18 protein-coding genes are annotated in these 24970 nt (G+C 56.3%); 9 read left to right on the forward strand and 9 right to left on the reverse strand.

What is annotated here, in order from left to right; translation table 11 throughout:
* Positions 1–9 precede the first annotated feature (9 nt).
* The 5 genes from ACIOMR_RS03775 to ACIOMR_RS03795 all read right to left on the reverse strand — a co-directional run bounded on the left by ACIOMR_RS03775 (position 10) and on the right by ACIOMR_RS03795 (position 6790).
* Positions 10–1872, reverse strand: a complete 1863-nt coding sequence (locus ACIOMR_RS03775) for a DUF1302 domain-containing protein (RefSeq protein WP_087692970.1) — start codon at positions 1870–1872, stop codon at positions 10–12.
* Between the two features lie 190 nt (positions 1873–2062).
* Positions 2063–3964 carry an acyl-CoA synthetase gene (locus ACIOMR_RS03780; protein ID WP_087692971.1) on the reverse strand — a complete coding sequence of 634 codons (1902 nt, stop codon included), beginning with the start codon at positions 3962–3964 and terminating at the stop codon, positions 2063–2065.
* Positions 3964–4917, reverse strand: a complete 954-nt coding sequence (locus tag ACIOMR_RS03785; protein ID WP_401192308.1) for a fumarylacetoacetate hydrolase family protein — start codon at positions 4915–4917, stop codon at positions 3964–3966. Before ACIOMR_RS03785 ends, ACIOMR_RS03780 begins: the two co-directional genes overlap by 1 nt.
* Before the next feature lie 86 nt (positions 4918–5003).
* Positions 5004–6092, reverse strand: coding sequence for a VOC family protein (locus ACIOMR_RS03790; RefSeq protein WP_401192311.1), 1089 nt, complete (start codon positions 6090–6092; stop codon positions 5004–5006).
* An 83-nt stretch (positions 6093–6175) separates the two neighbouring features.
* Positions 6176–6790: a TetR/AcrR family transcriptional regulator gene (locus ACIOMR_RS03795; RefSeq protein WP_087692974.1), complete on the reverse strand. Its 615-nt coding sequence runs from the start codon at positions 6788–6790 to the stop codon at positions 6176–6178.
* 274 nt (positions 6791–7064) lie between these two features.
* Here ACIOMR_RS03795 and ACIOMR_RS03800 point away from each other — a divergent pair, with 274 nt between their 5' ends.
* From ACIOMR_RS03800 to ACIOMR_RS03810, 3 genes are read left to right on the forward strand one after another with little or no spacing between them, the layout of a single operon-like run.
* Entirely contained in the window at positions 7065–8138 is a 1074-nt protein-coding gene (locus ACIOMR_RS03800) for an amidohydrolase family protein (RefSeq protein ID WP_177123442.1), read from the forward strand.
* Between the two features lie 55 nt (positions 8139–8193).
* Positions 8194–9402 carry an amidohydrolase family protein gene (locus ACIOMR_RS03805; RefSeq protein ID WP_401192315.1) on the forward strand — a complete coding sequence of 403 codons (1209 nt, stop codon included), beginning with the start codon at positions 8194–8196 and terminating at the stop codon, positions 9400–9402.
* 1 nt (position 9403) lies between these two features.
* Positions 9404–10648 carry an NADH:flavin oxidoreductase/NADH oxidase family protein gene (locus ACIOMR_RS03810; protein ID WP_401192318.1) on the forward strand — a complete coding sequence of 415 codons (1245 nt, stop codon included), beginning with the start codon at positions 9404–9406 and terminating at the stop codon, positions 10646–10648.
* A 10-nt stretch (positions 10649–10658) separates the two neighbouring features.
* Here the strand turns inward: ACIOMR_RS03810 and ACIOMR_RS03815 are convergent, their stop codons facing one another.
* The 3 genes from ACIOMR_RS03815 to ACIOMR_RS03825 all read right to left on the reverse strand — a co-directional run bounded on the left by ACIOMR_RS03815 (position 10659) and on the right by ACIOMR_RS03825 (position 14651).
* A complete protein-coding gene (locus ACIOMR_RS03815; RefSeq protein WP_401192321.1) occupies positions 10659–11318 on the reverse strand; it encodes a TetR/AcrR family transcriptional regulator in 660 nt (219 codons plus the stop codon).
* 80 nt (positions 11319–11398) lie between these two features.
* Positions 11399–12994, reverse strand: a complete 1596-nt coding sequence (locus ACIOMR_RS03820; RefSeq protein ID WP_401192324.1) for a bifunctional 3-(3-hydroxy-phenyl)propionate/3-hydroxycinnamic acid hydroxylase — start codon at positions 12992–12994, stop codon at positions 11399–11401.
* Between the two features lie 790 nt (positions 12995–13784).
* Positions 13785–14651, reverse strand: coding sequence for a patatin-like phospholipase family protein (locus tag ACIOMR_RS03825; protein WP_087692979.1), 867 nt, complete (start codon positions 14649–14651; stop codon positions 13785–13787).
* Positions 14652–14934: 283 nt separating this feature from the next.
* Here ACIOMR_RS03825 and ACIOMR_RS03830 point away from each other — a divergent pair, with 283 nt between their 5' ends.
* Positions 14935–16080 carry an epoxide hydrolase family protein gene (locus tag ACIOMR_RS03830; RefSeq protein WP_218231828.1) on the forward strand — a complete coding sequence of 382 codons (1146 nt, stop codon included), beginning with the start codon at positions 14935–14937 and terminating at the stop codon, positions 16078–16080.
* A gap of 165 nt (positions 16081–16245) precedes the next feature.
* Here the strand turns inward: ACIOMR_RS03830 and ACIOMR_RS03835 are convergent, their stop codons facing one another.
* Positions 16246–16866, reverse strand: a complete 621-nt coding sequence (locus ACIOMR_RS03835; protein ID WP_401192328.1) for a glutathione binding-like protein — start codon at positions 16864–16866, stop codon at positions 16246–16248.
* A gap of 273 nt (positions 16867–17139) precedes the next feature.
* Between ACIOMR_RS03835 and ACIOMR_RS03840 the strand changes: the two genes are divergently transcribed.
* From ACIOMR_RS03840 to ACIOMR_RS03860, 5 genes are all read left to right on the forward strand, one after another.
* Positions 17140–17457, forward strand: a complete 318-nt coding sequence (locus ACIOMR_RS03840; protein WP_401192331.1) for an antibiotic biosynthesis monooxygenase — start codon at positions 17140–17142, stop codon at positions 17455–17457.
* A 514-nt stretch (positions 17458–17971) separates the two neighbouring features.
* Entirely contained in the window at positions 17972–18619 is a 648-nt protein-coding gene (locus tag ACIOMR_RS03845; protein WP_087692983.1) for a gamma-glutamylcyclotransferase, read from the forward strand.
* 169 nt (positions 18620–18788) lie between these two features.
* Positions 18789–19973 carry an efflux RND transporter periplasmic adaptor subunit gene (locus ACIOMR_RS03850; protein WP_087692984.1) on the forward strand — a complete coding sequence of 395 codons (1185 nt, stop codon included), beginning with the start codon at positions 18789–18791 and terminating at the stop codon, positions 19971–19973.
* A gap of 15 nt (positions 19974–19988) precedes the next feature.
* The gene (locus ACIOMR_RS03855; protein ID WP_087692985.1) at positions 19989–23258 is read left to right on the forward strand and encodes an efflux RND transporter permease subunit; all 3270 of its coding nucleotides are present in this window, start codon (positions 19989–19991) and stop codon (positions 23256–23258) included.
* Positions 23259–23268: 10 nt separating this feature from the next.
* Positions 23269–24777: an efflux transporter outer membrane subunit gene (locus ACIOMR_RS03860; RefSeq protein ID WP_214498810.1), complete on the forward strand. Its 1509-nt coding sequence runs from the start codon at positions 23269–23271 to the stop codon at positions 24775–24777.
* The last annotated feature ends 193 nt before the right edge of the window (positions 24778–24970 follow it).

The raw sequence follows: 24970 nt of genomic DNA on the forward strand, positions 1-24970 counted from the left end.
TGGCTCCACTCAAAAGGACACGCCAAAGCTCAGGGCGATGAAGTCGCGGTCGATGTTTACGTTGTAGGCGCCGCCGAAAAAGTCGGTATAGGACAGGCTTGCGGTGTAGGTATTCAGGTAATTGGCATCGATGCCCAGGCTCAATGCCTTGGAGCCTTCGTTGAAGCCAGGCTCGGGGCCGTAGCCTTTCACGTCATGGGACCAGGCAATATTCGGGTGCAATTCAACGCCCGGAATCACCCCGTTGTAGTCCCAGATAGCGCGCACGCGATAACCCCAAGAGGTGCTGGTGGCGAAACCATCGTTGTTGCAGTTGGAAGGCGTCTGTACATTGGTGGTGTTGGTGCATAGGCTGTTGTTGGGGTACAACTCTCCTTGACCGTAGGCGGTACTGCGGCCATAGCGCAGCCCCCCTTTGCCCTCCAGGCCGCCGATATGGGTGAGCCCCACTTCACCGATCAGGGTCAGGCGTTCGGCATTCATGACCTGGTCGAAGAAGTGCGTGGCGGTGACCTGTGCCTGCGTTACTTCCTTGCGTCGATAACCGGAGACGTCCTGGCCATTGGCCAATGGCGCCGCCCCGGATGACAGCACCGGCGTCAGGGCCGGTACGCCGATACCGGCGCTGATCAAGTCCACGGGGCTGATCTGCAGCGGCATGTTGGGCCGGTAGCTGATCTCGCCTGCCAGAGTGGTGCCAGTGGGGAGACTGGTACTGAAGCTCAGGCCGTACAGGCGGATGTCTTCCGGGTAATCGACATAATACTGCGAGGTGCCTAGGCGGTAGGCCTGTGCCAGGCTCTGGCCAGTGGGGCTGGCGAGGAAACCGCCACAGGCACCTGCCGGTACCCCGACGTTGCCACACAGTTGCGGGGCAAAACCCAGGTCGGCGGCATGCGCACTGCTGATGGCGCTGACGTAGGGTTGGCGGCTGTGATAGTTGATGAAGTACCCGGCGAACTCACTGTTCAGTTCCGGTGCGAACCAGCGCAGTGCAGCGCCCCACTGGCCGCCGTCGCGAGCATCACGGTCGCGGCCGCGGGGAATCACGATGCCTTCGTTCGACAGCTGCACGCCAAACGGCGAAAGGGCCGCTCGTGCCGCCGGATTCTGGTCGAGTATCGGCCCCACCGGCAGCCCATTGCAGCCGTCGGCGATCACGTCGGTCTGCGAGAAGAAAGTGCCACAGTTATCGATCGCGGTTTTTTGCCATTCCAACTGGTAGAAACCCTCCGCCGATATGTTGTCGGTGAGATTCTGCGACAGGTAGAACATGTTGACCGGAATCAAGCCCTCCTTGATCTCCGAGCCGGGGCGGCGAAAAGAGGTCACGTCCACCGGATTGATGGTGTTGATGCCGCCCTGGATAAAAGTGCTTTCGCCCCAGCTCACCACCTGCTTGCCAAGACGCACGGTGCCGGGCAAGTCTCGGATCAGGTAGTTGTGGTAAATGAAGGCGTCGAGAATCTCGGCGCCGGAAGCTTTCGCACCTTCCTGTCGGCCGTGGTCATCGATGTCCTTGAAGCGCTGATGTTCATCCTTGAGTACGAAGTCATACCAGTACTTGCCGCGTACAAATACGCCACTGTCCCCGTATTTTAGTTCAAGGTCGTGGACGCCTTTGAATACCCTGCTGAAGGCGTCGCCTTTCTTGAAGTTGAGTCGGCCGTCGTCGGCACTATGGCTACTTAGCAGCTCCTGCTTCGGGTTCTCTAGGGACCAACTGGAGCCTACCGAGAGGCTGGAGTCGAACTGTCCCTGGATCTCGCCGATATCGAAGTTGATTGCCGATGCGGGCGCACTGGCCAATGCGGCCATGCCGAAAGCGAGCGGCAGGCGAGCCTGTTGCCATGGGGGTTGTTTACGAGTCATTGCGTTCACTACCTCTTGTTGTTTTTGTTGTGCGTTACGCGTCCCTGCATGGTTTTCGAGGCGCAGCAGGTCTCGCAGACCATGGCAAACGCCATAGCTGGTTCTCGGTGCTTAGTTGATGAAGCTCAATGGTCAGGTTGCGGGTGGCAGTGGTTGCCTCCTCAACTCAGCGGGCAGCGCTAAGCGCTGTTTAGCCGAGCCATTCAATTTGGAAGCTGTAGCGCCCGAGCAGGGGAACGAGTTGCTCACGATGGGCGCCGGCGCCAATGTGGGCGACCAGCCCGCGACGCGGGTCTTGCAACACGTTTACGCTGATATCCTGCGCGCCCGCGTTGGCTGCCTCCTGGCGTACGACGTTGGCGATTTCCAGTTGCTGCAGGGCCGGCTTGAAGATCTTGCCGACCGGTGTCACCGGCAGGGCGTCGAGGATCTCGATGCGCTTGGGCACGGCCGAGCGTTCGGAAATGGCCTGGCTGGCAAATGCCAGTAATGTTGACGCTGCGCACTTGTGCCCGGGCTTGAGCTGGACATACGCCACGGGCACCTCACCGGCGTGGGCGTCGGGACAACCGATGGCGGCAACCAGCGCGACGGCCGGATGCGCCTGCAACGCTTCTTCGATCTGTTTGGGGTCGATGTTATGGCCGCCGCGAATAATCAGCTCCTTCTTGCGCCCGGTGAGCCAAAAATAACCATCGGCATCCTGGCGTCCCAAGTCGCCGGTATTCAGCCAGCGATGGCCGTCAATATCGATCCATAGACCTTGATTGTGTTCGGATTGCAGGTAGCCAATAAATACGTTAGGGCCGTGAATACCTATCACCCCTACCTCGTCGATCATCGCATCGCGCAGGTAACTGCCGTGTTCATCCAGAATCACCGCACGCATTTCCTGATAAGGAAGACGCAGGCCAATGGAACCGATTTTGCGTTCGCCACCCGCAGGGTTGCATGACGAAACGCAGGCACCTTCAGTGAGGCCGTACCCTTCGAGAATAGGAACGCCGATTTGCGCTTCGAAGTCCTTGAACAGCTCTATCGGCATGGGTGCAGCACCACAAAGAGCGCTTTGGAGACTGCTAAGGTCGTGCTCCTTTATCGATTGTTGCAGCAGCGCGGAATATACGGTGGGCACACCAGAGAAAAAATTGATCTTGAAATGCTCGACCATCGCCCAGAAATTCTGTATGACCCCGGCCCCGCGGTACCCCTGAGGCGTGCCGATCACCACTTGGTCGCCCTTGGTCCACGGCATCAGGCCGGTGACCAATTGGCCGTTCACATGGAATAGCGGCAAGCCGCAGAAGATCACCAGGCCGGGTTCCCTAGGCTCCATGTTGCGAGCCATGGCCCACGCATTGAAAACCTCGGAGCCATGGCTGCGCACGGCAATCTTCGGCAACCCCGTGGTGCCGCCTGTGCAGAAGTAGGAAGACGGATCTTCGGCGCGAATATGCCTGGCGCTGTTCAGGTACTGATGACGCTGCTTCTTCATCAGGTCCCGCAGGTCGGCAATTGCCAGATGCCGGTAGCGTGCTTTTTCCCGTTTGGCCATCCAGCGCAATATCAACCCTTTAAACGTGCTGACATAGGGCGCCATGCTCACCCAGATCACGTGCTTGACGCTAGGTAACTGGTCCAGTTGAGTAGCGAGTTGTGGCCACAGATCGCTACCAGGCGTCGGGGCCAGGGTGACCACGACTTTGGCGTTGGCGGCCCGCAGCAGGTCGGCCATCTGAGGCGCCTCCAACAACGGATTGACCGCCATTACGATTCCTGTCGCCTCGCCGCCCCAGATGGTGAAATGGGTTTCCGGCAAATTCGGCAAAATAAACGCGATGACGTCGTCAGCGCCCAGGCCGAGTTCGTGGAACGCGTTAGCAGCGCGGGTGATGTCGATCAGCAGCTCGGAGTAGGTCCAATCGTGGGTCTTGCGAAAATTCTGCCCATCGAGAAAAAAGCGCAGGGCGGGCGCATTCGGGCGCTCTTTCGCACAATTTGCCAAGGCATCATAGGTGCTCACCGACAGCCCCTGACGACTGAGCGGGGTGCTTTCCAGCGTCTGAATATCGGCCAGGTTTGTGATCGCCATCAGGCTTGCTCCACCACAAGATTACGCTGGGTGCCAAGATCGATCTTGCCATCGGCGCTGCGAATACTGGCTTCGACAACATCGCCGGCTTTGAGGTACTGCGTGCGGCTCTCCTGTGTTTTCAGAAAGATCTTCCACTTCACCGCATCCGGCAGCAAGGCGCCGATTCGTTGCTTCGCGGGGGAAGGCACGGTGAGCGCGCAACCGGCTGGCGTGCCAGTGGCGATCAGGTCGCCGGAGTTGAAATCCTGTACACCGGACAGCTCGGTCAAGGTTTCTGCCGGGCCGTACACCAGGTTGGCGGTGCTATCGCTTTGTCGGACTTGCCCATTGACCGTCAGCCGCAGTTGCAGGTTCTTCAAGTAGTGGATGTCGGACGCTTCGAGCAGGCACAGGTAAGGGCCGACAGGGCCGAAGGTGCGATAGCTTTTACCCTTGTAGAACTGCATTTGCGGAATCTGGATATCGCGGGCTGAATAATCATTGACCACGACGATTCCAGCGATGAATTCGTGCAGGGTCTTGTCGGTGACAGTCACCTGGCCAGTGATGTTGCGTTTGAGCACCAGGCCCAACTCGATTTCATAATCGAGGAAGCGCACGTTACCGGGTTTGATCAGCTCACTGTCGGCGGCCACTATGCAACTGGTGGCTTTGGTGAAGATCATGTTGAAGTGCTTGGCGTCAGGGTCCATGCCCGACTCGATCATGTGCTGACGGTAGTTGGCGCCCTGGCAAACGAACTGTTGGTCACGGGTGACGGGCGAAAGCAACTTGACCGCAGTCAGGGGGAGATCACCGTCATTCATCCGGGCCAGCTCAGTGACGCTGGTGTTATTGATGAATTCGCCGGTGCTGGCATAGTCACCGGGAATCACCGTGATCCTGCCGGTGTTTATCACGCCCCATTGGGTACGATTCTGATATTCGAAGCGGACTACATGCACTGCCATGACAGGAGCTCCCGAGGAGTAGATCGGCTGATGCTGCGTGGCATCAGGTTGTTGTTGTACTGCATTTGCGAGCGTTGCCGACGGACTCAGCCGAACAGCCGCGCCAAGGTCACCAACTTGCGAAAGGTCAGGTCCGGGCTGTGTCTGAGGTTGTGGATCAAGGCTCGGATGGCGCGCACGCTGAGCTTCGGTTTGGTGAAGCTCCTGGGCATGCGCTCCCCCCACTGCGCCATGGCCTGAGCACTGACGCTATGCAGTTCGGTGGGCTGACCTTGGGTGAATAGATCGCCATCGCAATAGTGTTCATGTTTGTCGCCCCAAGGATCCTGCCAGTAGTCGAAGATCTGACTGCCGAGAATATGCCGACCTATGCCCCAGGCATGAACCCATCCACGCTCGCGCAAGACGCGCTGCCCCATGCCTACTGCATCCGCATCTACTACCTCAAAAGCACTGTGGCTGTAGGTGGGCATGAAGCCTTGCGCGAGGGCCAGGGTGTGGTGGTCTGCCGGGACGTCATCCAGGTCCAAGCGCATGAACGTCACGGCGGGTGAACCGTCAGGCAGTACTTGTACATCGCTAGGGATCAATCCGAAATGCTCGGTGTACCAAGCGCAGGTTGCCTGGTAGTCCGCCACTTCCAGAACCACATGCCCAAGCTTGAGGATCTCCGGGGCACTGGCTGGCGTACGTTGGGTGGCATTGATGCGCGGGATCTGCTCTGCCAGATTGAGGGGCAAAGGCGCGCGATGCTGCAACGGTTTGACCGCCGCTTGTCCGTAGATAGCCTCCACCACGAACCCCGACGGGTCGCGCAGGCGAACCCGCTCGCCACCACCCGGTTGGAATTGGTTTTCTACTGCTGACGCGCCCGGCAAACGCGCAAGCTTGAGAAGATCTTCGCGTGTAGCGACGGTGAGTGCGAAACCGACGAAGCGTGCCTCGTCTGCCTTCTCGATGCGGTAGCAATAGGCTGAACTGTCAGTGCCGCGCAGATACAGCGCATTTGTAGCACGATGGCAAACGGTGAGCCCGAAGTCGCGTAGAAACTGTTCCGCCTTGGCCAGGTCCGGACGCTGAAAAATCAGATATGCAAGCCGCTGGGCTTTCACCGTAGGGTGCGGGTGGCGAGCCGGCTGCGGCGTAGCCAGGGTCAAGATTTGGCATTTGCTCATTATTATTCTCCAACACTTTTTTCAGGCAAAAGCTGCCCGTCACCCCGAAAACCGGGGTTGGGCTATCAGTATTCAGTCGTGAATCAGTCGGAAGGCGGCAGCGGCGGCAACTCCACGGTGGCTAGCACACGAGCGTCTTCAATGCTCACTCCCAACGCCCGCAGTATCAGCTCGGCGGTATCGGTGCCGGCTTCACGCCAGGTCTTCAAGCCTTCCAATACCAAAAACATCGAGCCCAGTACGCTGCTGGCGATAAACGAAATCACCGTGACCATTTGTTCCTGGCGGAACTGGTAGCGGCCGAGACTCAACCCATGGATGAGGTCCGGTACGGCCTGGCTAGAGAACATCTCCCGCAGGGCTAGGTTGCTCAGCGCAAAGCGACTCATAAACGCGCCCCAGTGCGGTTCTTCGTGGGTGCGGCGGATAAACAGACGAATACCATTGGCCAAGCGCTGTGCGGGGTCTCCAAAGCTGTCGATGCTCTTTTTTACGCGCTGATGCATGTCCGCGCTGAGCTGACTGGCTACCTGTTCAAACAGTTTGTCCATCGTCTCGACGTTGTTGTAAATGGTGCCGCGGGCCACACCCGCTTCTTGGGCAAGGTCGCTGATGTTGACCTGGCTGACGCCTTTCTCGGCAAACAAGCGCAAAGCGGCCTGATGGATGCGTCGCTGCACCGGATTCATTGACTCCACAAATGTTCTCCACCGTTCGAATCTGACCTGATTGAACGCCACTGTTCAATTTTCGTCAATCAAGTATTTTCAGATTCAAGATTATTTTTTTGAGAGCTGTTCTGTAACACCATTTCTAGAGGGATTTTCGGTGTTATTTAATTTTGTTGAAGAGGCATTGGTGTCGAACGCAGTTGACTGATGTGAACACAGATGTTCAATATTGATCGCAGGTGTGTTTTTGTCGTGGGCTTCCACGGCCAGGTCGCGACTGTTCTCGCCAGGAATAACAACAATGACCCTCAAGCAAGGCCTTATTGACGTCCATCACCACATCGTTCCACCTGTATTCCGCGACGCAATTTACGAGCGGGGCATGGAGCGCCATGCGGGTGCACTCTTACCAAAATGGACGCCAGAGCAGTCGATTGATGTGATGGACATGAATGGCATTCAACGTGCCATTACCTCCATCTCCACGCCCGGCGTGCATTTGGGCGACGGTGTGGCGCAGGCACGGCAACTGGCGCGAGATTGCAACGAATACGCGGCGAAGATGCGTGATGATTTTCCGGGCCGTTTTGGCAACTTCGCGGTACTACCCATGCCGTTTACCGAAACTGCTTGTAGCGAAGCCATTTATGCCTTGGACGTGCTGAAGGCCGAGGGAATCGTGCTGTTTGGCAGCACCGATGGGGTATTTCTGGGCGACCCGCGTTTTGACGAACTGATGAACGAATTGGATCGTCGTGGCACAGTGGTGTTCGTTCACCCAAACCTGCACAAAAGCAGCGAACAGTTGGGCTTCAAGACTCCTGGCTTTTTGATCGAGTTTCTCTGCGACACCACTCGCGCTGCCGTCAATCTGATCCTGACCGGGACGATGGAGAAATACCCACGCATTCGCTGGATCCTTGCCCACGGCGGTGGTTTTCTTCCCTATGTGGCGTGGCGTGTTTCCCTGGCCAATGCGATGCCGCAATTCCAGCAGCTGGCGCCTCAAGGAATTCTCACTTACATCCGGCGTTTTTATTTCGACACAGCTCTCTCTCCCTCGCGCTATTCGATGGCAGCGCTCAAGGAGTTAGTTGACTCGGATCACATCCTTTTCGGCAGTGATTTTCCGTTCGCCCCGGCTCCCGCTACGAGCCTGCAATGTCAAACCCTAGAGCAAAATACTCTGTGGTCCAGCGATGAGCACTACGGGATCAATCGTGGCTACGCGCTACGTTTGTTTCCTCAATACCAGCAGCCGGGCGAGGTCGTGCAGCCAGCGCCAATCTATGAAGGCGAGTCTTTTTCCGGCCGCGTGAAGCGCAGCCTGACGAAGCCGCTTGGCGCACTAGCTGAACGTATGCGTAATCGTTGACACGACGCTCCTATTCAGTAACCCACTCTAATAACAAGATAAACACGGAGGTGTTATGAATCGCCGAGAATTTGTCGCCCGTACGAGCCTGCTGGCTGGGGCGACGGTGTTGGGCGCAGGCGTCGTCGGGGGCTCCTTGCCAAGGACTGCTGCGGCGCAGTCAGAAGTGCGAAGTGAGTCCGCTGCCACCAAGGAAGAGCTCAAGGCCGAATGCATTGATGTGCATCACAACATTCTGCCACCTGTATTTGTCGACGCCCTGCAGCGTCGAGGGCTGGGTGCTCTGACGGGCACGGCGCTTCCAAGCTGGTCTGTGCAACAGTCAGTGGCACTCATGGACGCACAAGGCATCCAGACAGCGATCACCTCATTACCAGCGCCTGGTGTTTGTTTTGGCGAGGGTCGGGCCGCAGCCGATCTGGCGCGTAGCTGCAATGAGTTTGCCGCCGATATGGCGGTCACATATCCAGGCCGCTTCGGCTCCTTCGCCATACTGCCGTTGCCAGCAACCGATCTTGCCTGCGCCGAGGCTATTTATGCCCTGGACACTTTGCAGGCTGATGGCGTGCTGTTGATGGGCAGCAGTAATGGTGTGTTTCTAGGTGACCCGCAATTCGAAGAGTTGATGAGCGAGTTAAATCAACGCCAGGCCACAGTTTTTTTACAGGCTAATCTGCACCCCAGCAGCGCGCAATTAGGGCTGGGTACACCACCATACGCATTGGAGATGGCCTGTGACATCACGCGCGCGGCGATCAATCTGATCTTCACTGGCACGATGGAGCGATACCCACGCATTCGGTGGATTCTGGCGGATGGTGGCGGTTTTCTACCTTATGCGGCATGGCGTATTTCCCTGGCCAACGCCTTGCCGGAATTCGCTGATGACGTTCCTCTCGGGGTGATGAGCTATTTGCGGCGCTTTTACTTCGATACAGCCGTGTCTACTTCACCTGCGTCCATGGCGGTGATCAAGGAACTAGTGGAGCCTGCTCAGGTGGTTTTCGGCAGTGGTTATCCGATCGCACCAGCCGCGTCAGTCGGTGCCGAAATCCAAACGCTACGCCAATCTCCTGTCTGGGGGGCAAAAGAACTCCGGGGTATCACCCGCGGTCATGCGTTGTCGCTATTTCCCCACTATGCGGAGAAAGGCGAGTGGCTGACTCTGGCGCCTGTGCATGAATCCGAATCGTCGCTGCAATGGTGGGGACGCACGTTGAAAAAACCCCTTGGCGCCTTGGCGCAACATTTGAAGGATCAGTGATATGTCGGGATTGCCCCTGTTTCAGCCATTGCTGTTGCCCAATGGAACACGCATCGTAAACCGCCTTGCAAAAGCCGCTATGGAGGAGAATTTGGCAGATGAAAATCACGCCCCTGGTCCTGAATTGCTTCGCTTGTATCAGACATGGGCAGACGGAGGGGCTGGGCTCATCATTACTGGTAATGTAATGCCCGACTGCCGTGCTCTGACCGGTCCGGCAGGGGTCATTCTGGAGAATGATCGTTATCTTGAGCAGTTTAAGAACTGGGCCGTCGTATGCCGTAGTCAAGGCGCCCAGGCTTGGTTACAGATCAATCATCCCGGCCGGCAACTGATGGCCAATCTCGGCCAGGAGGCGGTGGCACCCTCAGCCATTGCGGTGAACATTCCCGGTGTCGCCAAGCTGTTCGCTCAGCCTCGGTCACTGAGCGAGGTTGAAATTCATGGCTTGATTAATCGTTACGCACGAACAGCTGTTCTGGCCGAGCGCGCCGGTTTTACGGGCGTACAGATTCATGCTGCGCACGGTTATCTATTCAGCCAATTTCTTTCCCCACTGACCAATAAGCGGACTGACAAATGGGGCGGTAGCTTGGAAAACCGCGCGCGGATTCTCATTCGTACCATCGAGGCTGTTCGGGCGCATGTGGCACCGCAGTTCTGCGTGTCAGTGAAACTCAATTCCGCAGACTTTCAGCGTGGTGGTTTTGAGGAGGGGGACGCGATTGAGGTCGTTAAACGGCTCAATGAACTGCCCGTGGATTTGGTTGAGATTTCTGGCGGCAGCTATGAAAGTCCTGCTATGCAAGGCCACACACGCGACGGCCAAACACTCGCTCGAGAGGCGTACTTTTTTGAGTTCGCTGAGCGCATTGGTCGCGTGGCACGTATGCCTGTAATGGTCACAGGTGGGATCCGCCGTAGGGAAATTGCTGAAATAGTTATCAACAGCCCATCTGTGGCAATGGTAGGAATGGCCACCGCTTTGGCATTTGAACCCAATTTGCCAAGTCAATGGTTGACCGGGGACGGCGCCCAGATAAAGTCGGTACAGATATCTTGGAAGAATAAGGCCTTTGTTGCCGTTGCCATCACGGCGATCATCAAGAAGCAGCTCAGTTTGCTTAGTCTGGGCAAAGCCACCAAACCTGGCATCTCGCCGCTAATGACGCTGATTACCAGTCAGCTTAAAACCAAGCGCCAAGCTCGGCGCTATCGTAAATGGGTAGCTGAACAAGGCATTTAAAGTGGACCGGTTATTCGTTAGGTTGCGGCAACGGAAGGCTGGCGAGCTTTTTAGCCTTCACCGGGCTCGCACCCAAGCCTTTAAGCACCATCTCGGCGACTTTCTCATCATGTTGCTCAACCGTGCGGCCCTCAACCGCACTGCGCATGCCGGCTGTTGCACAGGCTATAACCAGGTCCAGCGCGATGCTTTCATCGATAAACGACAGATGCCCCTGCTCTGCGCCGGTGCGAAGGTCCGCCTGGACGTGCATGGCGAGCGTTGACCGCAGCCCCTTGTCAAAATGTACGATTCGCACCAGTGCGCTGGCCCAGTTCGGGTCGGCAATCGCGCGAAGGATAAATAGACGCACACCAATTGCAATGCGCTGGGCACCGTTCTCAACTCCTGCACTTAACCCGGAAATACTCTCAGAAAACTCGCTGGCCATAGCGATACCCACGGCCTCCACTACCTCCTCGCGGGTGCGAAAGTAGTTGTAGATGGTGCCGGTAGAGACCGCTGCCTCTTCCGCCAGCTCCAACAAACCCGTTTCAAATACATCCTTACGGGCGAACAGCCGCAGCGCGGCATCCAATAAGCCCTGACGCGTGCGCTGTTTTTTTTTGTGGCCGCGGGTCAGAGGTTCCAGAGTGTGAGTGGCCTGTTCTGTGTCGGTTTTTACGCTCATGGAAATGCCTGATGATGTAAGACGCGGCGGGATGAAAGACAAAGATAGTAATCAAATTACCGTCAATATCGCTGATCTATTCAATTATCCAGCAAGGCCATGCATGCATTTGCCAGCTCATTTGCATGATCGGCGCCACCGCTGTGCATCACAATGCGGTCAGGTCGAACGATCAGTAACGTATTTTTCGGCAGACATTTGAGCAGTTCACCACTCAGGTCTTCGACCCAATGGGTGCCTGGATTACCCCGTTGGCCTCGCTGGACGATCTGCAAATACCCACCACCATGGGCCTGCCATCGCTCCTGGGTTGCAGTTTCCAGCAGTTGGCGAGGGTCGTTACCAAACCCTATAAGGGTCATTTGATCACCCAGCACATCGTCACTCAAGACGATGCCATGAATAGGATCCCGCACCAGACATTGGTTCAGTAGGCCGCCAACAGGGAGGGACTTCGTTTTGCGTTGCGTGCTGAACAAGCCTTTCTTGAAGCGATTCTTTGGCTTGATGTCCAGCTCTTCAAACAGCCGGCGGGCGGGCGGGAACAGGGTCAGCGATTTCATTAGTCCGTGGATCAGCAAGGCAACGACGGCATTGCGCGGCATCACTGCGCGGCCCATCAGTTTGGCCAGGTCGATCATTTCTTTAGCGTGAGGGCGGCGTTCCTGGTCGTAGCTGCCGAGTATCCTGGGTGCGGCGCGGCCATCGAGTACCCAGGCCAGCTTCCAGCCTAAGTTGCATGCATCCCGAAGACCGGCAACCAGTCCCTGTCCGACGAAGGGTGGCGTAATGTGCGCCGCGTCGCCGATCAAAAATACCCGTCCCTTCTGAAAACTGTCGCAGCAACGTGCGTGGAAGCGATACACCGCCGTGCGCTCGATACTCAAGTCGGCAGCTTTTACCCACGGAGCCAGCAGTTGCGCAATGCGATGCGGCTGCTCCATTTCCTCTCGCGTTTCACCGGGATGCAGCATGAACTCCCAACGTTCCCGGCCACCGGGGGCCGGCATATGGGGGGTAGGCCGGCGGTGATCACACAGGAACTCAACATGGTCGATTGCCTGCCCCTGGCGTCCATTGGCATCCACGATCAACCAGTCTTCAGCATAGGTCTGGCCGGTGAAATCCTGGCCAATCAACGTACGCACCCGCGACCCTGCGCCGTCCGCGCCAATCAGGTATTTGGCATTGACGGTAAACGTCATGCCATCTTCGTCCAGCAGAAAAGCCTCCACGTGATCGCCATGTTGCTGAACATCCTGCAACTCGTAACCCGTGCAAGTGGTGATGCAAGGATATTGCAGTAACCGGCTGCGCAGGGCGTTCTCCAGATCGGGCTGGTAAAAAGTTACCAGTTTGGGGTGGCCGTCGATGCAGCCGCTGGTATTGGCGCGACTGAATTGGCCTACCAGTGGGCAGTGCATTTTGACTTCTGGGATCACCAGCTTATCGAATGCGTCCTCGGGCAGGCCGATCAACTGCAACATACGCAAGGCTTCGTTATCCAGGGCAATGGCACGTGGCATGCGCAGTATCTCGTGCTGCTTGTCGATCACCACGGCGTTTACGTGGTATCGACCGAGCAGGGCTGCCAATGCCGCGCCGACTGGGCCAAAGCCGACGATCAGTACGTCAACCGAAGGGGGCAGCGGGGTACTTTTATTATTGTTTTCCATGGGAGTTCCGGGTGGTTTCAGCGTCGAGGTGCGATCTGCCGCTTTGGCTCGTCGCTTTTTATGAGACATTATTCAATATTGCAAAATATATCAATATTGAAAATATTCCCATAAGTACCAGATCGCATGGATCGCACACAGCAGCAATGATCAGCGCCGTACCAAAGGAGTCATCATGAGCTTTCCTGTGTTTCCGACACGCGTATTGACGGATAAATGAAATTCGTAAGGCCGGTTTTGTGATTCAAACTGGATGGCATTGAATAAAGGCGGGATCGAGGCGCGAGCTAATAGCACTCTGGTGGGCAGGTTCATATCGCGTAAGGTTGAGGTATATGCGTTGCCGTATTTCCGCGCTCCCGCTCCTAAGAGGACCTGCTTAGGAGCGGGGGCGTGGTGTACGAATCGAAAGCGTTGCCGTACTCCCCATGCAGTGCTCGTTTGTTCATAACACTACGCAGCAGTGAGACGCTGCACTGCGATCGAGCGAAAGCTTGTATCAGAGCTTGGGGCCCCTGGACGATAACGCTGGCTAGATTTGCAGGCTGAACCCTACGACACCGGAACTGATGCGTTGAGCTGTCTTGTGCATCAACTCCAGCAACTTGGTGCGATCGCTGAGTTCGAAACGACCAGTCGAGGCCACTAGTGCGAGCGCAGCGCAGTTCTCTACCTCAACAGGCGAGCAAAGCTGTGGTGCAGAAAACCGATAGGCTATTTGGTTTTCTGAAGCAGCGATGCCCAAACATTAGCCTGTTGACTTGGGCAGTAACCGGCAGCTAGCGCGCATTCAGTTATCTTGGGCATGGGAGTGAATCGTCAGAGCGCCCGGTACTTTTGTACGCTCAAGCCCTCCACCGTCTAGCCACCATAGCGTCTGTTTATAAGCGCGCTGCAGCAAATCTTCTGTCTGGGCAAAATTGAATACCGAGACATCCACAGGGCACAAAGGTGGGACGATATGCAGGCTGGTGAGGGTACGGAAGTGTTCGATGTCGCTCACCAATTGGCGCATGCTCATCAGGTTGACGGTATGCAGCGCTAAAGCGACCAAGCCTCGCGGTGGTTGTGTTAGGGCGCAACTCACACCGGTAGGGATTACCACGACATTAGTGGCACCCAGGGCCACGGCAGTTGAAATGGGTGTATTGCTTGCTACACCGCCATCGACCAGAAATTGCTCGGCAATTTGTACGCACGGGAACACGAGCGGGATGGCCGCGCTTGCTAATAACGCCTGCTTAAGTTCCCCACTGGACAGAACTGTTTCGGCACCGCTGAGCAGATCAGTGGTGACGATGTGCAGGGGAAGTGCAGCGTCTTCAATGCGGTGAATGGGTAACGCTTGACCCAGTAGTCGATGCAAAGCCGCTGGTTGCAACAGGAAGCCACGCCGCTTGATCAATCCTCTACAGGTATCAAGCCAGGATAAAGGAAAGATGTCCTTTTTATTCAGACCACGCCAGAAACCGGCGAGTGCATCGACTCCTTCCGCATTGGGTCTTGCGGCAAAGTAGGCGCCATTGATTGCCCCTACCGAAGCTCCGACCACTACGTCAAAGCTTACATTCGCCTCCACCAAGGCTCGCAACATGCCCACCTGAACAGCCCCCAAGCTGCCACCGCCAGCAAATACGATTGCAGTTTTGGTATCCATGCTCGACGTCCCTCTGCAGTCTTGCGTCGATTGAGTGTAGCTGACGAGACACGCGTTACTTAGCGGGAGCACTAGCAAGCGCAAAATTTCAGGCGGTATTAAGGCAGAAGAAACTCACTGGAACGACGGGCAATGAGCGCTAAGTAGCTGCCTTTGTATCCTCTGGTGCGACAGAGCGTTGCTTTTCGACGGGCTTATTCTTTCCTTTGCTACGGGCATAGTGATCTCGACTGAATCGACACCAAACGGTTGTCGACAATCCGATGACATAGAGGAACTCATGATGTCCAACAGCACTCAACTGACGCCTTTTCGCATTGAGATCCCTCAGGCCGAACTGGATGATTTGCAGCGTCGTCTGAATAGCACCCGCTGGCCGGATCGTGAAACCGTTGGCGATCATTCCCAAGGCGCACAATTGGCCAAGGTGCAAGACCTGGTTGAGTACTGGCGTACCCAGTATGACTGGCGTCGATTCGAGGCACGCTTGAACAGCTATCCGCAGTTCAAAACTGAAATTGATGGCCTGGGCATTCACTTCCTTCACATCAAATCTCCTCACGAAAACGCTTTACCGTTGATCATGACCCACGGTTGGCCGGGTTCGATTGTCGAGTTCCTCAACAGCATCGATCCGTTGGTAAATCCAACGGCTCATGGTGGCGAAACGAAAGACGCTTTCCACGTGGTTCTGCCTTCTATTCCTGGTTATGGCTTTAGCGACAAACCGACCACTAAAGGTTGGAACCGCACCCGTATCGGTAATGCCTGGCACGAATTGATGCAGCGCCTTGGCTACACCCGTTATGTTGCGCAGGGTGGTGACTGGGGCAGTGTGGTGACCACTGAGATGGGACGCTTGAAACTGGAAGGCTTGGCGGCGATTCACGTGAATCTGCCTTTTGTTGTTCCGGCCGATCTGCCTGCAGAGCTGAGCGTAGAAGAGCAAGCAGCACTCGATCAGTGCGTACTGTTTGCTTCTGACGGCATCGCATATCACGACCTGCAAACCACTCGCCCAGAGACCATCGGCTTCTCGCTGGCGGACTCTCCTGTGGGTCAGGCTTCGTGGATCTATGAGAAGCTTGCGTCCTGGAGCGACAGTGATGGCACTGCCGAGAGCGTGTTCTCTTACGATCAGATTCTCGACAACATCATGCTGTACTGGGTGACAAACAGCGGTGCATCGTCGGCACGTATGTATGCCGAGCATCCAGGTCTTAACTTCGGTGCCATTCAGCTTGATCTGCCAGTGGCTGTCTCGGTGTTCCCAGGAGAGATCTACACGCCGCCGAAGGCATGGGCCGAGCGGGCGTACAGCAATTTGATCTACTGGAATAAAGCGGAAAAAGGCGGCCATTTTGCGGCCTTTGAACAGCCTAAGATTTTCGTCAATGAAGTGCGAGCGGCGTTCTCTACAGTTCGTTGATGGCGGCTGGAGTGCGCGCATCTCTGGGTACGCGTTTAACTGCGCTCAGCGTGTTTAGGCTTCAAACAGCCTGTCTACGTCGGGCCCTTTTTGTGTGCAAACGAGTCGCAAGAAGGGTTCACTCCGATTGATTTCTCAATTCCTAATGGCCAAGCAATGGTCGAATTAATGTGTGCGCGGACTCTTCCCGTTCAGTTCTGCGGCCAACGCTGCCTGAGCGCAAGGGCGAGCACCGATACGTTCTTGGTAAGCGGCCAAAGCAGGCCACCGTACCAGGTCAATCGAGAACCAGTTGAGCCATCTTAGTAACGTATAGAGGTAGGCATCTGCCACGGAAAATGCTTCGCCCAACAAATAGGGGTGCTGTGAAAGCGTTTGATTGAGTGAGTCCACACGACGGAACAGGCGGGTGAAGATTTGGTCGCGCACCTGCTGAGGGATATCTCGAAATAAGGGGCTCATTGCACAGTTGAGCTCGCACGACAGAAAACTCAGGTACTCACGCAGGCGTACTCGCTGCCAGCTATCTGGCGGAGGCGCCAAACCTGCCGCGGGTATGAGATCGGCAAGAAATTCTAGAATAGTTGAGCTTTCGGTAAGCACTTCTCCATTGTCGAGCATTAAGGCTGCGATGTACCCATGTGGGTTGATGCTCCAGTAATCCTCTCCTGCGGAAGTGGTTTTGGTGGCGTGGTCGACCTGGATTAGCTGAAAGGGAATGTTCAGCTCACGCAATACAATATGGGGTGCCATCGAACAGGCTTCAGGAGTGAAATAGAGCTTCATGGGAGGGGCTCGTCGTGCGGATTTGGAAAATAGAAGGATAGCTTGCTGAGGAAAATATAGCGTTTGGCGGTGCCTCGACAGATACGCCGTTCATCGGCAAAAGCGCACGATGACAGAGGCTCCCAAAAGGTGTCGTTTTTCTATATCTCCTTCACGCCATCAAGTCGTGACCAGGATTGTCGCTCCTGTGGCAACTGTGTAACAACTACAGCGTTATTTATGCGGTCTAGAGCGGAAGGCATAATTCGCTTAGATCATGCAGGAGGGTTGGAAATGTTAGTTTCAGCAATCAATACTGTCGAAGTGGATGCCGCGCCAGGACGAGTGGGAGAGGTGTTCACGAAGCTCCCTTGTATTGTGCGTGCACTCCTTGATAACACCGAGTGTGTAGGGTATGCGGTAACCGATAATCGGGCAGTGAGAAACGCCTGGATCGTCAGCGGCTACTGGGAATCAGAAAGCAAAATGCGCGCACATTTCGACCGCCCTGAGCTGGGTGGATTCATGGATATGTTAAACAGCGGTATGGCAAGCCGGGTCAAATTCAATAGTTTCGTTGTGACTCACGCGGATCAACAACCCAAGCACTGATAACGCCTTTCCCGTAGGTGGTGGGCGGACGCTTGAAAGCTTGAAAGATAGACAGGGAACTACGCCTGCTTTCGTTGTGGAAAAGTCTTGAGGGCAGTATGTCTGCGTGCTTAGATTTTTGGGTCGTCAATAGACTCCGCATACCGCGGTGGTAATCAGAAAGCTGTATCCATCGTGCATCCATTGGAACGAGACCAAGCTGACACCTTGCGAGACTTTGAAAGGGGCGCTTGGGTGTTTTGCTGCGCCGTAAAGAAAAGGGGTGCCTGCGACAAAGACCTGATTACTTAGAACTGGCACCCTCTGTTTATATCATTGTCTCTTTTGTGGCTACTAACAGTAGGCCCCTGCGTTATTTATCCGTCTCTCACGCTCCGGCAGTATTTGTCCATGGGCAGATTTATTACTTGGCTGCCAACGTTGGTTCATATCTTGGCTACCGCAAATTTTGCGTTCATGGGCCAGGCTGAGCCGGATCTATATTCAGTGTAGGTGCAGGATAGAGGCGGCGGCAATGTTGACGAGAGACCAGATTACCTCCGGTGCATACCTCGAAAATTTCGGTGAGATGCCAAAAGATTTGTTGTGGACGTTAGAGCAGATCGAGCAATCCATGCGCGAAACGTTGGCCAAACGCCATGAACGTGGCGACATCTGGGTCTTTGGTTACGGTTCGTTGTTATGGAATCCCTTGTTGAACTTTGCAGGACAAAAGCGCGCAACTTTACAAGGCTGGCACAGAAGCTTTTGCATGCGAATCATCGCTGGCCGGGCCACTGTCAGTACGCCGGGACGGATGCTGGCACTTGAACCAGGGGGCTCTACTCAGGGAGTCGCTTTCAAGTTGACCGAGCAGGTGGCACGAGAAGAGTTGATCTTGCTTTGGATTCGGGAGATGCCAACTGGCGCTTATCGACCGGTTTGGGCGCCGATCTCTATGGATGACGGGACACACGCTACGGCATTGGTATTCGTCGCTGAGCCTGACCATCCGCTGTATGAAAAGGATGCGAGTGTTGAATCCGTTACGCGGCACATTTCAGTAGCGTCTGGCCCTATGGGGAGTAACGCAGAGTATGTGCACAAGTTGACCAATGCGTTATGCGAAAGCGGATTTTTTGATGAATACATCGGCGCATTGTCAGCAGGAATAACGCCCTGAATTAAACCTGATGTTGTGTGTGTTGTGCTGTAAGTATCCGGTTTCGGGAAGGAGTCTCTCTGCGCCCGAAATTCATAAAAGTCAATTGCAAGACGTTTGGTAGTAGACCGGAGCTGGTATTCGATCGCTGCCTATCAAGACAGTAACTTAACTGAGTAGGAGAAAAGAAATGATCGCCCATCACAAACGACTTTCTGTTGCGTTGAGTGCGCTCTTAGTGGCCGGCACAGCCGGAATCGCCGTGAAGTATGGCGATCATTTTTCACCCATTGAGTCAGCTCATGCGGCAGAAGCAGCGGTCGCCCCTAAAACTGAAGTTGATGTTGCCACCGTGGTCTTTAAACAGATTAGCGAGTGGCAGAGTTATTCGGGTCGCCTTGAGGCGGTAGGTAAGGTCGATATCCGTCCATTGGTACCAGGAACTATCGTTGCCGTACATTTCAAAGACGGAGCAATGGTCAACAAAGGAGATCGCCTGTTCACTATTGATCAGCGTCCTTATCTGGCCGAAGTTGATCGTGCTGCCGGTCAATTAGCCGCTGCTGAGTCCCGCGCCGTCTATACGGCGACCGATGCCGCTCGCGCTGGGCGATTGATCGAATCCAATGCCATTTCCAAGCGCGATCTGGACGAGAAACAAAATGCTTCGCGCGAAGCGATCGCTAACGTGAAAGTGGCGAAGGCAGCACTCGACGCGGCCAAGGTCAATCTTTCCTACACTGAAATCAGCGCCCCCATCGCCGGACGTGTATCGCGTGCGGAACTGACCGTTGGCAACGTAGTGTCGGCAGGCCCGGCGGCACCGGTGCTGACCAGCCTGGTTTCGGTAACACCTATCTACGCATCCTTCGATGTCGATGAGCAAACCTACCTGCGCTACCTGAATCAGGCGTCAGGCAAACCTGCTCCCGTTTCCCTCGGTCTTGCTGACGAAACCGGTTACTCGCGCAACGGTGTGGTCGACTCCATCGACAACCAACTCGACACCCAATCGGGAACCATCCGTGTGCGGGCACGTATCGATAACGCAAATGGTGCACTGATGCCGGGTCTGTACGCACGTATCAAGGTGGGCGGCGGTAAGCCAACGGACGCCGTATTGGTTGATGACTCGGCCATCGGCACCGATCAGGCGAAGAAATTTGTCCTGTTGGTCGGCCAGGGCGATGTCGTCGAGTACCGCGAGGTCACCCTGGGCAACCTGCACGATGGACTGCGCATCATCACTTCGGGTCTGAAGGCCGGTGATCGGGTGGTGGTCAGCGGTGTGCAACGCGTACGTCCCAACGACACCGTGCACGCCAACGCCGTGGAAATGGCAAACATCGGTCGTGCTGCGAAGCCTTCGGCTTAACGAGAGAACATCATCATGAATATCTCTAAATTCTTTATTGACCGGCCGATCTTCGCCGGCGTGCTGTCGGTGGTGGTGGTCTTGGCGGGGTTGATTGCCCTCACCAAGCTGCCGACCGCCGAATACCCTGAAGTGGTACCTCCCTCGGTGGTGGTGCGCGCCGAGTACCCGGGCGCCAACCCGAAAGTAATCGCCGAAACCGTTGCTTCGCCGATTGAAGAACAGATCAACGGCGTGGAAAACATGCTCTACATGCAGTCGCTGGCCAACAGCGACGGCAAGTTGACGACCACCGTCACCTTCAAGCTCGGTACTGATCCGGACAAGGCTCAGCAGTTTGTGCAGAACCGCGTGGCGCAGGCTTTGCCGCGTCTGCCTGAAGACGTGCAGCGCCTGGGCGTGACCACGATCAAGTCCTCACCCACCCTGACCATGGGCGTGAGCATCACCTCGCCGAACCAGCGTTACGACCTGACCTACCTGCGCAACTATGCGTTGATCAACGTCAAGGATCGCCTGGCGCGGATTCCTGGTGTGGGTGAAGTGGTGATGTGGGGCGCCGGCGACTACTCAATGCGCATCTGGCTCGACCCGCAAAAGGTCTCCCGCCTGAACATGACCGCTCTCGATGTGGTGAAGGCCATTCGTGAGCAGAACGTGCAGGTGGCGGCCGGTATCGTTGGCGGTGCGCCAATGCTCACCGACGTACCGATGCAGTTGAGCGTCAACGCCCAAGGCCGTTTGAAAACCGAGCAGGAATTTCGCGACATCATCCTGAAATCTTCCGGTGGCGCGATCACGCGGCTGTCGGATGTCGCTCGTGTGGAAATGGCCGCGTCCGAGTACACCTTGCGTGCACTGCTCGACAACAAGCCTGCCGTACAGATGATTATCTTCCAGCAACCGGGTGCAAACTCGTTGCAGATTTCCGATGACGTACGCACCGTCATGGAAGAGATCAAGCAGGACATGCCGGATGGTGTCGATTACGGCATCAAGTACGACCCCACCCAGTTTGTGCGTGACAGTATTCATGCTGTGATCCAGACCCTGCTGGAGGCGATTGCCCTGGTAGTACTGGTGGTCATCGTGTTCCTGCAGACCTGGCGCGCCTCGCTGATTCCGTTGCTGGCGGTGCCGGTATCGATCATCGGTACTTTTGCATTGCTGCTGGGCTTTGGTTACACCATCAATGCCCTGTCGCTGTTCGGCATGGTGCTGGCAATCGGTATTGTGGTCGACGACGCCATCGTCGTGGTGGAAAACGTCGAACGAAACATCGCTGACGGTCTGTCGCCGCGTGATGCGACCTACAAGGCCATGCAGGAAGTAAGCGGGCCGATCATCGCCATCGCGCTGACCCTGGTGGCGGTGTTCGTGCCGCTGGCTTTCATGTCCGGCCTGACCGGTCAGTTCTATCAACAGTTCGCGATGACCATTGCGATCTCTACCGTGATCTCGGCGTTCAACTCCCTGACCCTGTCGCCAGCGTTGTCCGCCATCCTGCTCAAAGGGCATGACGAGCCGAAAGACCGTCTGACCCGGATCATGGACAAGCTATTCGGTCGTTTCTTCAACGTCTTCAACCGCGTTTTCAACCGGGGTTCGGAAAACTATGGCAACGGTGTACGCCGTGTCGTTAACCGCAAGCTGGTGATGCTGGTGATCTACGGCATTCTGCTCGGTGGCGCGGTGTGGATGGGCAAAATCGTGCCGGGTGGTTTTGTGCCAGCACAAGACAAGGACTACGTGGTTGCTATCGCACAATTGCCTAGCGGCGCGACGTTGGATCGCACCGAGAACGTCGTGCGTGACATGGGTGATATCGCCTTGGCCATTCCAGGCGTGAAGAACCTGCCGCAGTTTCCGGGGTTGTCGGTCAGCCTGACCAACTCGCCAAGCAGTGCCCTGGTATTCCCTGTACTTGAGCCGTCGAAGTATCGCTCCAAAGAAGAGTCCGCCTCGGCCATCGTTGCGCAGTTGAATGCCAGATATGCCGGGATCAAGGACGCGGCCATCGCCGTATTCCCCCCACCGCCAGTGGCGGGCCTGGGGACGGTCGGTGGTTTCAAACTGATGATCGAAGACCGTGGCGCACTGGGCTTGGAGGCGCTGAACAAGGCGACTCAGGATTTCTTGGCTGCGGCTGCGAAGGCGCCGGAACTGGGCCCGGCATTCTCGATGTTCCAGATCAACATGCCTCAACTCAACGTTGACCTGGATCGGGTTAAGGCCAAGCAGTTGGGTGTGTCGGTCACTGATGTATTTGACACCCTGCAGATCTACCTGGGTTCGATGTACGTCAATGACTTCAACGCGTTCGGTCGTGTGTATCAAGTGCGGGCTCAGGCGGATGCGCCGTTCCGTGCTACCGCTGAAAACATTGGCTTGCTGAAAACCCGCAACGACAAAGGTGAGATGGTGCCGCTGTCGTCGCTGATCAAAGTGACCACTACCTATGGCCCGGAAATGGTCGTGCGCTACAACGGCTACACCGCTGCCGACATCAACGGGGGCCCGGCTCCCGGCTATTCGTCTGGCCAGGCTCAGGCGGCGGTCGATCGTATCGCCAAGGAAGTATTTCCACGCGGGATCAAGTACGAGTGGACTGACCTGACCTATCAACAGGTACTCGCTGGCAACGCGGCAATGTGGGTGTTCCCGATCAGCGTGTTGTTGGTGTTCCTGGTGTTGGCTGCCTTGTATGAAAGTCTGACCTTGCCATTGGCGATCATCCTGATCGTACCAATGAGTATTCTGTCGGCACTGGTGGGTGTGTGGCTGACCAATGGTGACAACAACATCTTCACCCAGATTGGTTTGATGGTGTTGGTGGGGCTGTCGGCGAAGAACGCCATTCTGATTGTCGAGTTCGCCCGTGAACTGGAAATGCAGGGCCGTTCCATTGTGCAGGCCGCGATCGAGGCCAGCCGCCTGCGTCTGCGTCCGATCCTGATGACGTCCATCGCCTTCATCATGGGGGTAGTGCCGTTGGTGTTCTCCACCGGCGCGGGTTCTGAAATGCGTCAGGCCATGGGTATCGCAGTGTTCTTCGGCATGCTGGGCGTGACTCTGTTCGGTTTGATGTTGACGCCGGTGTTCTACGTGTTGCTGCGCAAACTGTCGGGTGTGGAACACCTGGTGGATAAGCACGGTAAACACCCACACCTCGGTGCTGACCTCAACGACGACTTTAATATCAGTCCGGAACACACGCCCCACTCAAGTAGTGGCCATCACACTCAAGCATCAGCCCGCGTGCCTGAAGCCGCGTACCTGAAGTAAGGAGAACGACATGAAAGTGTTTGCAATGAATCGGATGCTTTTAGGATCGGTCTGGCTGGCGACGATGCTGGTGACGGCCGGCTGCTCCCTGGCGCCGACTTACGAGAAACCTGATGTTTCTGCACCACAGGCTTTCAAAGAGGAAAAGGTTTCGGCACCGCTGTCTTCTGCCGAAGCCGGCAACTGGAAAACCGCCGAGCCGTCGGAGGACTTCACCAGGGGCGAGTGGTGGCGGGTGTTCAATGACACCACTCTGAATCACCTCGAAAGTCAGGCGCAGGATGCCAACCAGAATTTGGTTGCAGCGGCCGCACGGTTGAATGAGGCGAGGGCGCTGAATCAGTCGGCTCGCTCGGCTCTGTTCCCAACCGTAGACGCGGGTTTCGGCCCGACCCGTCAGCGTGTGTCACCGGCGTCGCAGTTCCAGTCGGACAGCGGGCAGGGGGCAAGTCAAACCCTGTGGCGTGCCCAGACCGGTATCTCTTACGAGGTCGACATGTTTGGTCGCGTCGCCAACACGGTTGATGCGGCGGACGCGGAAACCCAGCGTAGCGAAGCCTTGTTCCATTCGGTGTTGTTGGCCTTGCAGGCGGATGTAGCACAGAACTATTTCGCGTTGCGTGAACTGGACGCGGAAATCGAGGTGTACAACCATGCCATCGAACTGCGTGAACAAGCCCTGAAACTGGTGCAGCAGCAATATGCGCTGGGCGATATCAGTGAGCTGGATGTTGCGCGTGCCGAGTCTGAGTTAGCGACAGCCCGGTCGGATGCAATGACGGTGCAGCGTCTGCGTGCGACGTCGGAGCACAGCCTCGCGGTGTTGCTGGGCAAAACACCGGCAGAGTTTTCGATGGCCGCCAATCCTTTACAGCCGGTGAATCTGCGTATCCCGGCGGGTTTGCCATCTTCACTGCTGGAGCGTCGTCCGGACATCGCCGCAGCCGAACGCTCGATGGCTGCGGCGAACGCACGGATCGGCGTGGCTAAAGCGGCGTTCTTCCCGTCATTGACGCTGACCGGCACTGCCGGTTTTGAGTCCGGTTCGCTGAGCAACTTGTTCAAATGGAGCAGCCGTACTTTCCTGCTTGGCCCGTTGGTGGGTACAGCGCTTGACTTGCCGATCTTCGACGGCGGCCTGCGCAAGGGAAACCTGGCCAAGGCCCGGGCCGAGTACGAAGAAGATGTCGCCAACTATCGGCAACAGGTGCTGGTGGCGTTCCGTGAAGTAGAGGACAACCTCTCTGACCTGCGAGTGCTGGAAGACCAGACCCGGACGCAGTCGCAAGCTGTGGAGGCGTCAGGCCGGGCGGCGAAAGTCGCTCGGGCGCAGTACACCGAAGGAGATGTCATCTATCTCTCTGTGATCGACGCGGAGCGGACGGCGCTGCAATCACGCAGGGCGGCGGTGCAGTTGCAGGGCGCTCAAGCGGCGGCCACCGTGAACCTGATTCGCGCATTGGGTGGTGGCTGGGGTAATGCCAAACCGGCCACGTCTCAAGCGATCACGCAGCGGTAAAGCTCGCTGACTATCACCGATGGAAAAACAGAGAAGCATGCCATCGAGCATGCTTTTTTGTTTTTGTGATGACGCATCGGTGCATCCGTCACGCAGGCCCGGAATCGGGGGTGTCGCATTGTCTCTTTGCAAGCGACGAAGCGTCTCACGCAGGTGCGTTTAAGGACTTCCTTGCTTACAGGACAATAGCTCC

The sequence above is a fragment of the Pseudomonas sp. NPDC087814 genome, assembly GCF_044742865.1.
Lineage (GTDB): Bacteria > Pseudomonadota > Gammaproteobacteria > Pseudomonadales > Pseudomonadaceae > Aquipseudomonas.

Bases quoted from the DNA above. Each gene is read 5' to 3' on its own strand.
- ACIOMR_RS03790 (WP_401192311.1), bottom strand. From the start codon at position 6,092: ATGAGCAAATGCCAAATCTTGACCCTGGCTACGCCGCAGCCGGCTCGC.
- ACIOMR_RS03850 (WP_087692984.1), top strand. From the start codon at position 18,789: ATGATCGCCCATCACAAACGACTTTCTGTTGCGTTGAGTGCGCTCTTA.
- ACIOMR_RS03840 (WP_401192331.1), top strand. From the start codon at position 17,140: ATGTTAGTTTCAGCAATCAATACTGTCGAAGTGGATGCCGCGCCAGGA.
- ACIOMR_RS03860 (WP_214498810.1), top strand. From the start codon at position 23,269: ATGAAAGTGTTTGCAATGAATCGGATGCTTTTAGGATCGGTCTGGCTG.
- ACIOMR_RS03825 (WP_087692979.1), bottom strand. From the start codon at position 14,651: ATGGATACCAAAACTGCAATCGTATTTGCTGGCGGTGGCAGCTTGGGG.
- ACIOMR_RS03815 (WP_401192321.1), bottom strand. From the start codon at position 11,318: ATGAGCGTAAAAACCGACACAGAACAGGCCACTCACACTCTGGAACCT.
- ACIOMR_RS03800 (WP_177123442.1), top strand. From the start codon at position 7,065: ATGACCCTCAAGCAAGGCCTTATTGACGTCCATCACCACATCGTTCCA.
- ACIOMR_RS03805 (WP_401192315.1), top strand. From the start codon at position 8,194: ATGAATCGCCGAGAATTTGTCGCCCGTACGAGCCTGCTGGCTGGGGCG.
- ACIOMR_RS03775 (WP_087692970.1), bottom strand. From the start codon at position 1,872: ATGACTCGTAAACAACCCCCATGGCAACAGGCTCGCCTGCCGCTCGCT.
- ACIOMR_RS03780 (WP_087692971.1), bottom strand. From the start codon at position 3,964: ATGGCGATCACAAACCTGGCCGATATTCAGACGCTGGAAAGCACCCCG.
- ACIOMR_RS03810 (WP_401192318.1), top strand. From the start codon at position 9,404: ATGTCGGGATTGCCCCTGTTTCAGCCATTGCTGTTGCCCAATGGAACA.
- ACIOMR_RS03820 (WP_401192324.1), bottom strand. From the start codon at position 12,994: ATGGAAAACAATAATAAAAGTACCCCGCTGCCCCCTTCGGTTGACGTA.
- ACIOMR_RS03785 (WP_401192308.1), bottom strand. From the start codon at position 4,917: ATGGCAGTGCATGTAGTCCGCTTCGAATATCAGAATCGTACCCAATGG.
- ACIOMR_RS03835 (WP_401192328.1), bottom strand. From the start codon at position 16,866: ATGAAGCTCTATTTCACTCCTGAAGCCTGTTCGATGGCACCCCATATT.
- ACIOMR_RS03845 (WP_087692983.1), top strand. From the start codon at position 17,972: ATGTTGACGAGAGACCAGATTACCTCCGGTGCATACCTCGAAAATTTC.
- ACIOMR_RS03830 (WP_218231828.1), top strand. From the start codon at position 14,935: ATGTCCAACAGCACTCAACTGACGCCTTTTCGCATTGAGATCCCTCAG.
- ACIOMR_RS03855 (WP_087692985.1), top strand. From the start codon at position 19,989: ATGAATATCTCTAAATTCTTTATTGACCGGCCGATCTTCGCCGGCGTG.